Annotated in this window: 13 protein-coding genes; 12 read left to right on the forward strand and 1 reads right to left on the reverse strand. The window is 59.5% G+C overall.

The genetic code is table 11. From position 1 onward, the window contains the following. From AX756_RS23495 to AX756_RS23530, 8 genes are all read left to right on the forward strand, one after another. Window positions 1–282, forward strand: a 282-nt coding sequence (locus AX756_RS23495; RefSeq protein ID WP_369094749.1) for a hypothetical protein, incomplete at its 5' end; no start/stop codon positions are given. After that, the gene (locus tag AX756_RS23500; protein ID WP_068318004.1) at window positions 279–1,055 is read left to right on the forward strand and encodes a DUF120 domain-containing protein; all 777 of its coding nucleotides are present in this window, start codon (window positions 279–281) and stop codon (window positions 1,053–1,055) included. The genes AX756_RS23495 and AX756_RS23500, both read left to right, overlap by 4 nt. Before the next feature lie 113 nt (window positions 1,056–1,168). Further along, window positions 1,169–2,092, forward strand: coding sequence for an SDR family NAD(P)-dependent oxidoreductase (locus tag AX756_RS23505; RefSeq protein WP_163887100.1), 924 nt, complete (start codon window positions 1,169–1,171; stop codon window positions 2,090–2,092). 132 nt (window positions 2,093–2,224) lie between these two features. Continuing rightward, window positions 2,225–3,835, forward strand: a complete 1,611-nt coding sequence (locus AX756_RS23510; RefSeq protein WP_068318010.1) for an aconitase X — start codon at window positions 2,225–2,227, stop codon at window positions 3,833–3,835. A 59-nt stretch (window positions 3,836–3,894) separates the two neighbouring features. Then, window positions 3,895–4,344: an aconitase X swivel domain-containing protein gene (locus AX756_RS23515; protein ID WP_068318012.1), complete on the forward strand. Its 450-nt coding sequence runs from the start codon at window positions 3,895–3,897 to the stop codon at window positions 4,342–4,344. A gap of 1 nt (window position 4,345) precedes the next feature. After that, window positions 4,346–5,671 carry a carbohydrate porin gene (locus AX756_RS23520; protein WP_068318016.1) on the forward strand — a complete coding sequence of 442 codons (1,326 nt, stop codon included), beginning with the start codon at window positions 4,346–4,348 and terminating at the stop codon, window positions 5,669–5,671. Between the two features lie 166 nt (window positions 5,672–5,837). Further along, a complete protein-coding gene (locus AX756_RS23525) occupies window positions 5,838–6,767 on the forward strand; it encodes an HlyD family secretion protein (RefSeq protein WP_068318018.1) in 930 nt (309 codons plus the stop codon). A gap of 39 nt (window positions 6,768–6,806) precedes the next feature. Continuing rightward, window positions 6,807–7,916 carry an alpha/beta hydrolase gene (locus tag AX756_RS23530; RefSeq protein ID WP_068318021.1) on the forward strand — a complete coding sequence of 370 codons (1,110 nt, stop codon included), beginning with the start codon at window positions 6,807–6,809 and terminating at the stop codon, window positions 7,914–7,916. A 199-nt stretch (window positions 7,917–8,115) separates the two neighbouring features. Here AX756_RS23530 and AX756_RS23535 read toward each other — a convergent pair whose 3' ends face one another. Next, window positions 8,116–9,228 (reverse strand): hypothetical protein, encoded by a 1,113-nt coding sequence (locus AX756_RS23535; RefSeq protein WP_068318022.1) that lies wholly within the window; start codon window positions 9,226–9,228, stop codon window positions 8,116–8,118. 272 nt (window positions 9,229–9,500) lie between these two features. Between AX756_RS23535 and AX756_RS23540 the strand changes: the two genes are divergently transcribed. The 4 genes from AX756_RS23540 (at window position 9,501) to AX756_RS23555 (ending at window position 14,316) form a co-directional block, all read left to right on the forward strand. Then, the gene (locus AX756_RS23540; protein WP_068318025.1) at window positions 9,501–9,713 is read left to right on the forward strand and encodes a helix-turn-helix domain-containing protein; all 213 of its coding nucleotides are present in this window, start codon (window positions 9,501–9,503) and stop codon (window positions 9,711–9,713) included. Window positions 9,714–9,882: 169 nt separating this feature from the next. Continuing rightward, the gene (locus tag AX756_RS23545; RefSeq protein WP_068318028.1) at window positions 9,883–11,574 is read left to right on the forward strand and encodes a site-specific integrase; all 1,692 of its coding nucleotides are present in this window, start codon (window positions 9,883–9,885) and stop codon (window positions 11,572–11,574) included. Then, the gene (locus AX756_RS23550; protein ID WP_068318030.1) at window positions 11,561–12,673 is read left to right on the forward strand and encodes a tyrosine-type recombinase/integrase; all 1,113 of its coding nucleotides are present in this window, start codon (window positions 11,561–11,563) and stop codon (window positions 12,671–12,673) included. The genes AX756_RS23545 and AX756_RS23550 overlap by 14 nt, the downstream gene beginning before the upstream one ends. After that, window positions 12,670–14,316, forward strand: coding sequence for a recombinase family protein (locus AX756_RS23555; RefSeq protein WP_068318033.1), 1,647 nt, complete (start codon window positions 12,670–12,672; stop codon window positions 14,314–14,316). Before AX756_RS23550 ends, AX756_RS23555 begins: the two co-directional genes overlap by 4 nt. Window positions 14,317–14,319: the final 3 nt, after the last annotated feature.

The following is a 14,319-nucleotide window of genomic DNA, read 5'->3' on the forward strand; positions in this document are numbered from 1 at the left end:
CTGAAACGCGATCGTTCCATGCCGGACGATGCGATCGACATTGACTACCTAGTCGAAAATGTCTGGCTGGTGGGCTCTCCAGAGACCGTCACCGAACGATTGTTCGACCTATACATAAGGTCCGGCGGTTTCGGTTATCTTCTGGCCGCTTCGTACAATGCCCAAGACGAGGAACAGACTTGGGAACGCAGCCTTCGGCTGTTGTCGCAAGAGGTTCTTCCCGCGTGCAACCGGTTGATAAAGAAATCAAAAAATTGCCTTGCGTCGGAGGATGTGAGATGAGCTACATGACACTCGCGACCAATAAATTCGAACAAGTGGCATCTTTCTACGGCTCCGCTCTTGGCTTCCCAGTAATTGAGAAATGGGATCAGCCTACAAGTCGCGGAATTCGCTTCGACTTGGGCGGTGTGCATCTTGAGATAATCGACAGTGGTAGGGAAGCCAATCCTCTGATGCACGCTGGGGCAGTCGAGTCCTTGCAGGTCGTGGTAGAGGTAGACGACATAGAGGAAATGCATCACCGGATCGCTGCTGAAGTTCCTCCGCCAGCGACAGTGCCTTGGGGCGCCCGGCTCTTTCGGCTAAATGACCCAGACGGCATTCCCGTAACTTTTTTGCAGTGGCTGCAACCAACTTCCGCGCCTCTCACCACCATTCGCGGGACGATATCGAGTGGCCTTGGGCGTGGGCAGTATTTCACGCAACTGGTCTGGGTGCGATCTCAACTAATCGAAAGCCTTGGATTTGATCCCTTTCCCGGAACGTTCAATTTGGTGCCTATTGATCTAGTCGATGTCGTCACTTGGATCCGGCTCCGGGGAACGCCGGGTGTCAGGATCAAGAACCCAGGCAACGGGACAAACGATCATGATGCCCGCTGCTATCCCGTCACCGTCGATCATCTGGTCGATGCCGTGATCGTTCTGCCCGAGGTCGGAAGTTATCCCGAAGCCCAGATTGAGATCATTGCACCTGTATGCCTTCGAGAACAGCTCGGAAAAGGAGACGGGGAGTGCGTCGTGATCGAGTTCACGGTGGCGGAACCCGACTAGACGCGGTCCGGACCAAGCGGAGCGCCATGAAAAAGAGGTGGGATTGAAAAGAAAGGAAAGTGGATCAACCGGGGCAGCAGAGAAGCCGAAGTGGAAATGAAATGGAGGAGACGATGAACAAGGTGGAGAATGGATCCAAAGAAGCCATTGCGCGCGAAGAGTTGCAGCAAGGCGAAGGCTCACGCCGTGACTTTCTGGTAACAGGAGCTGCGGGAATTGCAGGCATCGCAGGGGCGACTGCCATGGGGCTTCAGCCCTCCCAGGTGAAAGCGCAGGAAGGTTCGTCGGGAAAGAAGCGGGTCGTTATTCTCTTCGATTCCTGGAATCACATGATGCCGGCCCTGGCCCGAGAGATGGTGCGCAGAAATCACGACCTCGTTCTCGGCGATGCCCAGGACGAAGACCTGATCAAGGAACTGCGCGAAATGGGCGCGAAAGTCGAAGTTGTTGAGGATACCGGGGATCAGACCAAGCCCGAAACATTCCAGAAGCTCGTCGTCCGCGCCCAGGAGGCATTTGGTGGGTACAACTGCGCCTGCATCCGGACTGGCACCCACGTGAACGGCAGCGTCCTCACATCGAAGCCAGAGGATCTGGATACGGTTTATGCGGGCAACATTCAGACCGTCTACAACGCTCTGCGAGCGGTGCTTCCGCCTCTGGTCGAACAGAAATCGGGTCAGGTTGTCATCAACACAAGTGCCGGCGCCATGCGGCCGCAACCTGATGTTGCGCTTTACTGTGCGACTCGCTCCGCTGCGAATGCCTTGGTCCGGGCCACCGGGCTCGAAGTCGCGCCCCATGGAGTCTCTCTCAATGCGACGGGCACATACGGCATGGCCTATCCCAGCTTCCTCCACATGGTCGGCGCTGACACTGATCCTGAGAAGCGCAAGGAGCAGGAAGAATTGTTGCCGGTCAAGCGGCTGATCCAGCCCGAGGATGCGGCGAGTTTCGTCGCGACCCTCATTGATGGAACGGCAACCGGCCAGGTCGGCCAGTTCTTCCCGATCGACGGCGGCTGGAGCTTCATGTGAACGGTCGGGACGCGCGGGGCCGACACGCGGGGCCCGACAACCATTCCTGCAGCCAATCCACAGGTTGCGTTCAGGAAGCCGGTCAAGCGGCTTTTCGATGACGCGCTGTGGCAGCAAAGAAGAGGAAAACCCATGAAACGCAGAGATCTGATCAAGAGCCTTCCGGCAACGGCGCTGTTGCCCGCTGCCCTCGGGGCGAACATTGCGGGCGCCCAAACGACCACAGCGGAGGCACCTGGCGGCAGTTCGGGTGGCGGCGGTGCAAACACGGCGGCGCCCAGGCCGAGGCCGCAGGTCTACAGGGTTTCGTCCGAAGGCTTCGATGATCCCGCTGCCTATGAAGGTATCTGGTGCGATCAGGTCGGGGTCGATGCTGACGGCAATCCGATCGCGGACAACCTGACTGGCACTGGTTCAGATGCCCGCCCCGGCGACGAGGGTCACAAGATGACCCTCACACAAGAGGAGCAGGACATCCTCAATGGCAGCCAGGGCGAGGTGATGGCGAAGGTTCTCAAGACAATCGTCATGCATGGTGAACTCTTTGGTGCCAAGCGGTTGGCGGACTGTGGAGGAGCACCACATTCGTCGCTCTATACCGGCTCGCCCTGGGTTATTCCGGTTCTCGAGATGTTCGAAGAGATTGCGGATGCCGGGCTAAAGGCGCATTTGCCTTACACCGTCAATCCGATGCCTCTGGATCTCTACTCCATCGGACAGGATCCGGTGAAGCGGAACATGATGCTTGAGGGCTACCCGCTTCAGGGTCGCCTGATCCAGGTACATACCCGCCTTGGCGCGCGTCCGCTCGATAACTGGAGCTGCGCCTGCTACCTGCCGGAGGTCGGCAACACCGCCGAACCGGGAACGGTGGTGAGCTGGGCGGAGTCCTCGGCAGTGAACTACGGAAACTCCGTACTCGGGTTGCGGATCAACCGCATGGCCACCGGCTTCGAAGTGCTGTGCGCCATTGCGGGGAAAGTCCCCGAGTTCGGGATGCTTCTGGATGAAGGCCGCAAGGCCAAATGGCACATCGATATCAAGCTCTCCAAGGAACCGCATTGGGGTGCATTGGGCGGCGCAATCGGCACGAAAGTGATCGAGCAGGTGCCCTACCTGACCGGCATTGACCAGTGGATTCCGATGGAAGATGGAAAGCCTGACCTGATCGCCATGGGCAAGCTCAAGGCCATGGGATCTGCGACCGCGTCGAGCGGGGCGGTTGGCCTTTACCATGTCGAGAACGTCACGCCCGAAGCACAGGAGCACGGCCGCGACCTGTTTGCCGATGAGTACGAGACCTATGTGATCGACGATGCCGAGATGCAGCGCGTGTTGGACAGCTTCCCGAACCGCTGGAAGGAACCGGACGGAGACCCGACAGCCGTCTACCTCGGTTGCCCGCACAATACCTACGAAGAGGTCGTCTATTGGACGAAGCGGTTTAACTCCGCTCTTCGTGCCCAAGGGCAGAAGGAAGTCGCAATCCCGGTGATCCTGGCTTGCCCGATTGTGGTGCGGAACAAGCTACTCGACGAGTATCCGCTTCTGCTTCGGGATGTGCTGCGTGCCGGTGTTCAGTTCACCACGATCTGCACGCCTGGTTACCAGGGCCTCAAGGGGATGGCCGATATCGACAGGGGTGTGACGAACTCTGCCAAGGCGCGTCACTACTCGGGACTGAGGCTGTTTGGCGATGATGACCTCATCCAGATCGCTCTGACCGGCAAACTGCCCGCCTGACATCGGCCCCACGAACGGGAGCCAGTCAGCAGGCACAGTGAAACACGGAGGCATAAGATATGGCAAAGAAGACGTTCAAAGGCCGGGTGGTCCTTCCCGGTGAGATCAGTGGCAAGGCGACGGTGTCAACGGCGCCCTTCAACACAAGCGGCTCCTACATGGAGAATATGTTCGCAGGGCGCACCGACGCTGCGCCCTGCACCGACGCAGCCAACGAAGCTTTGTTCGGCAAAGACCTCAAGGGAGCAATCCTCTGCACAACGACAACGGTCGGATCGACCATGGGTGGAATGGCGCTCATGGGCATGAAGTCGATCGGTGTGGGCCCGGAGGCGCTGCTCTTTTCGAAGCCGATCGACACTCTGGCGGCCGCTGGCGTTCTGATGGCGGACATCTGGAACGAACAGCGCATTGTGACCATCGACTCACTGGGAGACGAGTTCCTCGAAACCGTCAAGATGGATGATCCGATCGCGATCCACGAGGACGGAACAGTCGAGGTCGGTTGAGATGGACAGCCGCAGGATAGAAGGCATCCTCGGCGCAAAAGCGAGGCAAGCAGTTCCCGGGGTCCTGTTTGTCTCACTTCTGCTGTTCACGATGCCTCATAATGCCGATGCCCAGACCCGTGACAACAATCCGCTGGAAGCCGGGAGGGTGCTCGACGATATCGTTCCCCCCAAGTCCGGCGCGCTCATACCGTATGGGGTTCCCCAATCCTGGTTCGACTTCAAGGACGATGTCTACGAGCGAACAGGGCTCAGGTTCGGCGTCAGCTACCAGATCTTGGGTCAGTCGGCTTCCGCTACTCTGCCTGGTGCTGCATACGACACTGCACTGGGGGACTGGTGGGGGTTCATGGGCAAATGGACCCTGCTCAACCGCGGCGGTGACAATGAAGGTCATCTCGTCTTCAGCATGTTCGAGCGGGGTGCCGTAGGCGACAACGCGGTTCCCGCGACCTTCGGTCTGGCAGATCTGGGCAGCCTCGCCGGAAACGTCGGTTTCACGACCTGGGATTTCACCGTCGAGAACCTCTATTGGGAGCAATGGGTGAACTCGGGCCAGTCCGAGGGCATGTTCCGGGTCGGAAACCAGGTCGTTACCACCTTGCTGAATCCCTCTCGCTTCAAAGATGAGAGGGTCTCCTTCACGACCGGTCCGTGGGCGTTTCATCCGACAATACCGTACCCGACCTTTGGGTTCGGTGCCGGCTTCAAGTGGTGGCCAAACAAAGAGGATTCCGGGCTCTACTTTGCCGGATCCGTCAATGACATGAACAGTAATCCCGCCACTAGGGGCCTGGACTGGTCGACCGTAAACGGAGGTGAGCTCTTCTACGGTGCCGAGATCGGCTACGACTGGCAGCGATCCAAGGACGACTATGATCACGTGCACCTGCTTCTATTCTATGCGGACGAGAGGAGTTCGCGCTCCCCGGACACGCTTCCGAACAAGGCAGGTGGCGGCTTCCGGATCTACGGCGAGAAACAGTGGGGCCAATGGGTTGGTTTTGGCGGTTACACCTACAACACCGCCCAGGGAGGAGGTGTCACCGGCACCTTGGCCAAGCAAAACGCAACCCTCGGCGTCTCCTATCTCGAGCCGTTCGGTATCGACGGAGAAGCATCGGCCAGCTTGCTCTATATGGACCCGATCGATGAGATTTTCGAAGGGCCAGTTCGGGATCAGTACGGACTGGAAGCCTATTGGAGAATCCGGCTGAGCAACAACATCTGGGTGACACCGGGGGTCCATTTCATCTTCAACCCGGCCTTGAATCCGAAAGAAGACTTCGTTGCAGTACCAAGCTTGAAGATGCGGGTCGCATTCTGAAATGTTGCTCGGACCGTTGATCGACGGTCCGGCCTCTAAACCAAACGCCCTGATCGCCTCGTTTTTTTGGCTGCACGCCCTGGCATGGCAGGCGGCTTGAGCTGGAAGCGGCGAGGAATAACCGGGCTAAAATGCTCCAATCAATATAAGGGAAGGATCATTAGCGATGCTCTTCGTGCTCGGCGCCTACGCGATAATCGTCTGGTTGGTGTTCTTCCAACTAAAGGTCATCCCTTGGAACACTCTGACCAAGGTCCTGGTAGGTCTGGTCGGGTTGGCCATCCTTCTCGTGTTCATGTCGCTGCTGAACACGCGCGTTCCGTCAGGGAGGTTCACCGTGGTCGCCCCAGTAACCGGAGCCGCTCCCGTCTTATCTGGAACCGTGAAGGAAGTTGCCGTGGAAACGGGACAGTTCGTCGAGGACGGACAGCTTCTGTTTTCGCTTGACGAACGACCATTTAGGTTCTCACTGGAACAGGCGGAAGCCAGTCTCAGGGTTGCCGAACGCTCGTTCCAGCGTATCGAGATCGCAATAGAAAAGAACCCGGCAACATTCAGTCAGCAACAACTGGACGAAGCGCGTGCGGGTTACGAGGCGGCCAGTGCGGCCGTTGAGACAGCCAAGTACAACCTCGACCGTACGGAGATCAGGTCAATCGAACCGGGCACGGTCTCCTGGGTGGAAATCCAGCCCGGAGATCGGGTGTCGGCATTCACTCCGGTGATTCCGGTGGTTCGAAACGACAGCCAAATCATCCTCGGAATCTTCGATCTAAATGGAGTTCCGGCGATCCGGGAGGGCGCGCGGGTTGGCATTGCGCCACGCCATCAGCCGGGTGTTGTGTATTGGAGCACAGTTGGACGCATCCAGAGCGCATCCGCCAACGCACAGCTCGAAGGGGGCAGCCTAGTGCGCACGCAAGACGTTGCAGGCGAGTCTTTCTTCATGGTCGAGATCAGATGGCCAGATACCTTGGGGTCCGATGTGGCGCCCGGGCTGATTGGCAGTGCGATGGTTATCGGAGACAACGCGGGTGCGATTGCCGGGCTCGGAGAGCTTTTGTTGAGTATCAAGGCACTGGCAAACTACCTCTGAGGTTCTCTTTGCCATTCTATCTTCAAGCGGTGGAAAACTATGAAACGGAAATCAGTTGCGCCGATCCTGCTTGGGCTCATTGTCTTTACGTTTCTTGAGGCCTGTGCAGGCCCACCCAACTTGATCGGTGTGCAGCAAAAATCCGAGGAGGCATCGAGTGAAGGCGCCTTCACCGAGCATCGGGTTCTTCTTGCGACGACCCGTCGCCGCTCCGACAATCCAGCCGAGCTGTTCTCTGGGCAACGAGCGGTCGGCACCAGCTACGCGTTGTTGGACGTTTCGGTCCCACCGGTCCATCAGACAGGAAAGATCGAACAATCGAAGGGGGGTAGCCCGGACCCGCGCAAGGATTTCACGATCGCACCTCCCATCATGGTGCCCAACGAGCAGCAGTTCCTTTCGACCTTAAACGCCGAGTTGCGAAAACGCCCGCCAAACGATCGAACTGTGATGATCTTTGTTCATGGCTACAACACCAACCTGTCTGCAGCACTCCTGCGCATTGCGCAATTCGTGGAGGACACTGACTATGCCGGCGTTCCAGTTCTTTTTTCCTGGCCGTCCGGTGCGAATGCTCTGAAGTACGTCTATGACTTGAACAGCGCTATCCACGCTCGGGACGCTTTGGTCGATATCGCGGACCTTGCGGATCGTTCAGTTGCACAACAGTTCGACGTCGTCGCCCATTCCATGGGCAATATGCTGGTCATGGAAGGCATCCGTCAGATCGCGCTCACGCGAGGGCTCAGAATCCAGAAGAGCCGGTACATTATCCTTGCTTCTCCCGACATCGACGCCGACGTTTTCGCGAAACAAGTTATGGCGGTGCCACGAGAGCAGCGACAATTCTATGTATTGGTCTCGGACGACGACGCGGCCCTTCGCCTGTCGCGGAAGGTAGCCGGTGGGGTGCCCAGAGTTGGCGCTGCGGACGCTGATCGCCTGGCTGAGATCGGCGTGGCAGTCATTGATCTTAGTCAGATTGACGACGGTAGGTCCATTCACCATTCGAAGTTCGCAGATGCCCCTGAAGTAGTTCAAATTATTGGAAAAAACTTCGCGATGGGAAACACCTTGTCCGCCGAGAAATCCAGATTCGGCTCAGCTATCATAGTGCAACCAGGTGGCTTGACCCTTGGAATCCCCTGAGGCCAGTGCCAAGGAACTCGAATGGTCGCTTTGGCGGTCGCGAAGCGCGGTGGTCAGTCGGAATCGACCGGCGGCTTTGGGCCGGTAGCGTCGTTTGATTTTGTGCTGCGCTTGCGAAGAGAGGCACTTGGTTGGAGGTCCGATGTGCAGCAACTTCCGGACGTTCTGGTTTTGCGGAATGCATCTGGCGTGACGCATTTCACTTACCCGACTGCGGAGAACCCTTTCTCGATCGGCGCCGATCACCACTGCGCCTAGCTTTGAAGCAGTCTGGGTTGTCGGTTTCTCCACAAAAGCGCTTATTCGTCCGGCCAGAAATCGGCTGGCCGCATCTTTCGCAAAGGCGTTCCGCTTGGCCCTCGCTCAGCCGATCGAGCATGAGCGCCCATGCCAGACCCGGGACCCCGAGTACCCTGCGGACCCCCATCGGCTTGCGTAGCTCCCGGCGCAACCGCGGATTCTCGTAGGCCTCGGCCAGGCAGCCGCAGTCGAGGTCAAAACGCGAGTAAATCGCTACAAGAGCGCCGTCTTCGCCCTCAGCTGCAATGATCGGTTTGAGCCATGCCGCGTTCACCGACGACTGGCCGTCAACCACCCAATTTCGCGCCGCAACCTCGGCCGAATGTCGTGCCTGCTCGACGTCGTTTCGTGCCAGATCGCGGATCGAGCGCATCTGGGCCTGCGCGAAAAGATCATCCTCCGACGTGTAACTCGGCATAACGGAAGTCAGCAGTCCTGCCCAACGAAGGCAGAGTGCGACTGTTCCATCGGTGTCGCTCGGCTCGCGGGCCAACGCCTCGCTCTGAGGCGAGATCGGCCTCGGATCGTGATCGCCCGGCGGCCATTGGGCAGCGGCCGTGTTCTCGTCTTGCTCCAGCACCCGGAATGGATGGTGACCACCGGTCTCGGAAGCGAAGGTTTCCCGAAGATACGTGACGCCGCCCTCGACCACCGTTGGCACGGAAATCTCGAAAGGTGTGCCTGCGGTCGACGGAACGGCCTGCACCTCGGATCCAAGCCAGGCGTCCAGGAGCCCATCAATCTTGAGGTCGCCAAAACCTGCGGCCGCTGGCCCGACAATACCACCACCATCTCCGATGTGGAGAATGCGGAAGCATTCGATTTCTTCACCGCTGATGCACCCGACCTTCATCCGGTCCTGAGCCCAGGCTTCGGGTCCACTCCACGAAGGCTTGGTCCACAGGACGTCATGCCCATCCCAAACCGCGTGAAGCCGCTGAATGTCCCGTTGCCGCGTCGGCCTGCCGGCGCCACCCATAATCATCGGCAGCCATAGTTGAATCGGTTTCATGGCGACGATGTCTCACGTTCTGTCTCACGATTCCAGCCCAGTCCAGGCGCCTAGATTCCTCTTCGGATCGTGGGAGCGCGATCGGCGGATCGAAGGACTGGAACGTGCCGAAACAGCAGCAACACGACAATCGCGAGGTAGAGGACGCGCCCATGGCCGCCCTGTCTACGCTCGTGAAGCTGCTTGCCGAACAGGCCGCCCGCGAGTTCTTCGAAGCGACAGACACCGATCTCTCCTCGTCCATCCCCCCCAACTCCTGAGGAGAAGCGAGCATGAATTCCCCGATGTCGAATAACCCCAACCACCTGCTGAGCATTGCTGAGACCGCCAAGTTTCTCGGCGTCAGCGAGAAGACCGTCCGCCGCAAGATTGCCGCTGAAGACCTGCGTGCCAGCCGGGTCGGAGCGCAGTGGCGCATTCGCCCCGAGGACATCGAAGCCTACCTGGCGCGCAACGGAAACAACCTGTCCTACCGTGTCCATTAATGGACTGTAATGTCTAGTATTTTCCGAACTTCGGGAGACCGCACCGAACCACTTTTCAGAAGAATGTTATGGTACGATATCCCGAAAGTCCGGCCCTGACCGCTCTTGTCCAACGCTGTTTTGTCGGGACCCGCCCGACGGTCCCGAAGAACCGGAAAGAAGACAACCAATGAACCAGTACGCCACAATCACTGCGCCCGAATTGACCATGGCCGACGTCCTGCGTGCCGTGGACCGGGATCCGGACTTGAGCGCGACGCGCCGTCGGGATTTGCGTTCCGATGTCGCCGCGGTGGCACGCTGGCTCGACCGGGCGCCTGCATCCTTGAAAGCCGACGCCGCCAGCATTCGTGCGCTTGTTGACGGACTCCATCATGTCCAGATCGGCGTTTCCGAGAAGCGCCTCCGGAACGCGATCTCCAATGTCGGCGCTGCCATCAAGCTCGCAGCCGCTGCACCGTCGCCGAAGGGACGGACGCCCTACCGCACGCCGGCCTGGAAGGCGCTGCTCGCATCCTGCGGCAAGGATTGGGAACGCTATCGTCTTGCCGGGCTGGCCACCTACTGTTCGGAACGGGGCATCGATGAAGCCGACGTCGACGACGCCGTTATCCAGTCCTACCGCGATCATCTCGACCGGCAGGATCTGCGCAAGAACCCGGACAAGGCGTGCAAAATGACCGTTCAGACCTGGAACCGGCTCATCGATCAGGGAACGGCACCCTACCTTCAGCGGCTCACCCCGTCCCGTTCGGACAAGAACTGGTCGATCCCGCTTTCGGAATTCCCCGAGACGTTTCAGGCCGACCTCGAGCAATGGCTGGCGCGTCTCGCTAAGGTCGACTTGCTCGCGGATGACGGCCCGCCGAAGCCGTTGCGTCCGCAGTCGATCGACAACATTCGGGTACAGGTCCGTCACGCGGCTTCGGCGCTTGTCCTGAGCGGGGTCTCCAAGGACGCTATCCGGGCCCTTTCGTTTCTCACCGACCGGGAGAATTTCAAGACCATCCTCCGTTTCTTCATCGATCGCAACGCCGGTGCCGTTCCGACCTGGCTGCACGGTATCGCGAGTAAACTTGTCGCGATTGCGCGCTATCACGTCAAATTGCCTGCTGAAGAGCTTGAGGCGCTCGTGGCGATCAAGGCGCGTGTGAAGGTGTCCCGGCATGGCCTGACGGAGAAAAACAAGCTCCGGTTGGGTCAATTCGAAGACCCGCGCAATGTGGAACTTCTGATGCTGCTGCCGGGCGCGGTTGTCCAGCGCGTGCAAAGTCGGTCCGAACCGTCCCGATGGGATGGGCTCGATGTCATGTACGCCCTCGCCGTCGAAATTCTGCTTTCCGTTCCCATGCGCCGCAGCAACCTTGCGGAGCTCGATGCGGAGCGTCACTTCGTCTGGCGCGGCCATGGCGCTGGACGGCACGCCGCGTTGATGATCCCTGGGAGCGACGTCAAGAACGGTGTGGCGATCGAGGGTGATCTCTCGGCAGATACGAGCCGCCTCCTTCGGCTCTATATGAACAACTATCGCCACCTTGTCAGTGACGACCCCGGAAACTGGTTGTTCCCCAAGGCGTCTGGAGGCGGGCATCGCGCGTCGAGCAGTTTGGCGACACAGGTTTCCCAGTTCATCCGGCGGGAAATCGGCCTGAAGGTGAACGCCCATCTCTTCCGTCACCTTTCCGGCATGCTCTACCTGATGCGCCACCCCGGCCACTACGAGACTGTTCGGCAGATGCTCGGCCACAAGTCGGTCGATACAACCATCAGTTTCTATACCAGCACCGAAAGCAAATGGGCGTTGAAGCTCTACGACAAGAACGTTCTTCAGGACTGGAGGCGGCAGAATGGTGCATCCTGATTATCGTCCGATAGAACTGAAGCAGGCCGACTGGCCGTGTGAGGACCGGAAAGCCTGGGAAGCGCTGTTTGCCGAAGGGGACATCCTCGACGGTCGGGGCCCGCTCGCGCATTGGCGGGAAACGACGCGTCGAAAATGCGCGCAGAGCTATGGCTACTGGTTGGCCTACCTAGAGCGCATGGGGCAACTTGGTGGGACCACTCACCCGGCCGACCGACTTACGCCCGAGACGGTGAAGGCCTATGTCGAAACCACACTCGATCGGTGCACCGTGGAGACGACCCACATGCGGCTCAATGAACTGGCCAAGGTGGTGAGAGCCATGTCTCCCGAATCTGATTGGGAATGGCTCACGAATGTCGAAGGCCGGCTGCGTAAACAATGTCGCCATGGTGAACTCAAGCGCCGTGCAGGCGTGACCGCGCTTGATCTCTATGCTTGGGGGTTTGGCAGGATGCAAAGCGCCGAAGCCGACGAGACCTTGTCCCCCAAGGAACGTGCGGTGCAATATCGTCAGGGGTTGCTCATCGCATTCATGATCTCCCGACCACTCAGGCGGCGCAGCCTCCTCGCCTTGCGGGTTGGCAAAGGGCTGGTGGAGACCGGCGGCCACTTCTTCCTGTGCCTGGAACCCGCAGAAATGAAGGACAACAAGGCATTGGACCAACAGTTGCCGCTGGGACTGGAAGGCGTGATGGCCCGCTACCTGTCGCATCATCGCGAGATCCTGCTCGACGGCGCTAAAACCGATGCGCTCTGGGTCACCAAATATGGCGGAGAATTCTCCGTCTCAGGGTTTGTTGGCAGCCTGGCCAAGCTCACGCGCCGGGAGTTTGGCGAGGTACTTCGGCCGCATGCCTTCCGTCATATCGCGGCGACCTCGGTCGCGCTCGAAGATCCGGAAAATGTTAACATCATTGCCAGCGTTCTTCGCCACGGGTCTCTTGAAACGTCTGAGACCTACTACAATCGCGCTCGGGGGATCGACGCCATTCAGTCCTACCAGAATGTCGTGCGCGACATTCGGAAATCTGCTGGGCGGAAAAGACTTCAACTGGGAGGACGACGCCCCCGAATGAGCAAGAGGGATACAGCATGACCAGAGCCGCGATCTACGCCCGCTACTCGTCAGACCTGCAGAGGGAAGCTTCGATCGAGGACCAGGTGCGGCTCTGCCGTTCCCGTGCCGAGAGGGATGGGCTCGACGTTGTGGAGGTCTTCACCGATCACGCCATCAGCGGCGGCCATCTGGGGAACCGCCCGGGTGCGCTGTCGTTGATGAACCGGGCGCGCGAAGGCGCTTTCGAAGTGGTCCTCGCCGAGAGCCTGGACAGACTCAGCCGTGACCAGGAGGACATCGCCGCCATCTTCAAGCGTCTGACCCATGTTGGCATCGCCATCCGGACGGTCACCGAGGGCGAGATCAACGAGCTGCACATCGGTCTCAAGGGGACCATGAATGCGCTCTATCTGAAGGATCTGGCGGACAAGACCCGACGCGGGCAGGTCGGCCGCGTCGTGGCCGGCAAGATCCCAGGCGGGAATTCCTACGGCTACCGCATTGTCCGAGAGTTGCAGTCCGATGGCAGCGTGACGACGGGCGAGAGGGAGATTGACGAAGTTGAGGCCCGTATCGTTCGGCGGATATTCGATGCCCACGCATCCGGCCAAACCCCGCGACAGATCGCGGCCGACCTGAACAAGGAGGGTGTCCCCGGGCCGCGTGGGGGCCCTTGGAACGCATCGACGATCAACGGTAGTCGTCAGCGCCGCAACGGCATCCTCAACAACGAGCTCTACCTCGGCCGCATCGTCTACAACCGGCAGCATTTCGGAAAGGACCCGGAGACCGGCAAGCGGGTGTCACGCCCCAATCCCGAGAGCGAGTGGCTGCGCACCGACGTGCCCCATCTCAGGATCATCGACGACGCGACGTGGGAACGCGTGCAGGCGATCAAGTCGCGCTATGCATCCCAGGCCGGCAACAAGCGTCAAACCAGGAAACGGCTTCTGTCCGGGCTCGTCCGTTGCGGCAGCTGCGGCGGTGCGATGACCATCGTCAACCGTGAGCGCTACTCCTGCTCGGCCCGTCGGGAGCGCGGAACCTGTGATAGCCCGGCCGGCATCGCTGCCGCTGCACTCGAAGAACGTGTGTTTGGCGGGCTGCGGTCGATCCTGCTCGGTCAGGATGCGCTGATCGACGAGTTCGCGGCGGCGTTCCGCGCCGAACTTGAGCGCCTTCGCAAGACGCGTGGTAGCCGTGAGGCCGAATTGCATCGCGAACTCGCGAAGGTAGAACGCGGTATTCGCCGATGCCTCGATTTCATTGTGGAAGGCGACGGTGATCCCGGATCGGTCGCCGCAACGCTGCGCGACTTGGAAGCCCGAAAAGCGACGCTCGAAGCCGATCTGAAGCGAGTCAACGCGACCACCCAGATTGACATCCATCCGAACGTGGCCGAGCTCTACCGCCGGAAAGTTGGAGAATTGCAGGGACTTCTGGCCGATGATGCGGCGCGTGCCGAAGCGATGGACACGATCCGAGGATTGATCGAACGGATCGAGGTCTCTCCGGGAGAAAAGCGCGGGCAACCCAACGTCGTTCTCGTTGGTGCCCTGGCCTCCATCCTCAATTTCGCCTGCGCCCAAACGACAACCTCCGCCAACGGAGGATCCGGTGACGGCGGTAGGGTCTTGATGGTTGCGGGGGTAGGATTTGAACCTACGACCTTCAGGTTATGAGCC

It is taken from the genome of Aliiruegeria sabulilitoris, from assembly GCF_001558155.1.
Taxonomy (GTDB): domain Bacteria; phylum Pseudomonadota; class Alphaproteobacteria; order Rhodobacterales; family Rhodobacteraceae; genus Tropicimonas; species Tropicimonas sabulilitoris.

Bases quoted from the DNA above. Each gene is read 5' to 3' on its own strand.
- AX756_RS23500 (WP_068318004.1), top strand. From the start codon at position 279: ATGAGCTACATGACACTCGCGACCAATAAATTCGAACAAGTGGCATCT.
- AX756_RS23505 (WP_163887100.1), top strand. From the start codon at position 1,169: ATGAACAAGGTGGAGAATGGATCCAAAGAAGCCATTGCGCGCGAAGAG.
- AX756_RS23510 (WP_068318010.1), top strand. From the start codon at position 2,225: ATGAAACGCAGAGATCTGATCAAGAGCCTTCCGGCAACGGCGCTGTTG.
- AX756_RS23515 (WP_068318012.1), top strand. From the start codon at position 3,895: ATGGCAAAGAAGACGTTCAAAGGCCGGGTGGTCCTTCCCGGTGAGATC.
- AX756_RS23520 (WP_068318016.1), top strand. From the start codon at position 4,346: ATGGACAGCCGCAGGATAGAAGGCATCCTCGGCGCAAAAGCGAGGCAA.
- AX756_RS23525 (WP_068318018.1), top strand. From the start codon at position 5,838: ATGCTCTTCGTGCTCGGCGCCTACGCGATAATCGTCTGGTTGGTGTTC.
- AX756_RS23530 (WP_068318021.1), top strand. From the start codon at position 6,807: ATGAAACGGAAATCAGTTGCGCCGATCCTGCTTGGGCTCATTGTCTTT.
- AX756_RS23535 (WP_068318022.1), bottom strand. From the start codon at position 9,228: ATGAAACCGATTCAACTATGGCTGCCGATGATTATGGGTGGCGCCGGC.
- AX756_RS23540 (WP_068318025.1), top strand. From the start codon at position 9,501: ATGAATTCCCCGATGTCGAATAACCCCAACCACCTGCTGAGCATTGCT.
- AX756_RS23545 (WP_068318028.1), top strand. From the start codon at position 9,883: ATGAACCAGTACGCCACAATCACTGCGCCCGAATTGACCATGGCCGAC.
- AX756_RS23550 (WP_068318030.1), top strand. From the start codon at position 11,561: ATGGTGCATCCTGATTATCGTCCGATAGAACTGAAGCAGGCCGACTGG.
- AX756_RS23555 (WP_068318033.1), top strand. From the start codon at position 12,670: ATGACCAGAGCCGCGATCTACGCCCGCTACTCGTCAGACCTGCAGAGG.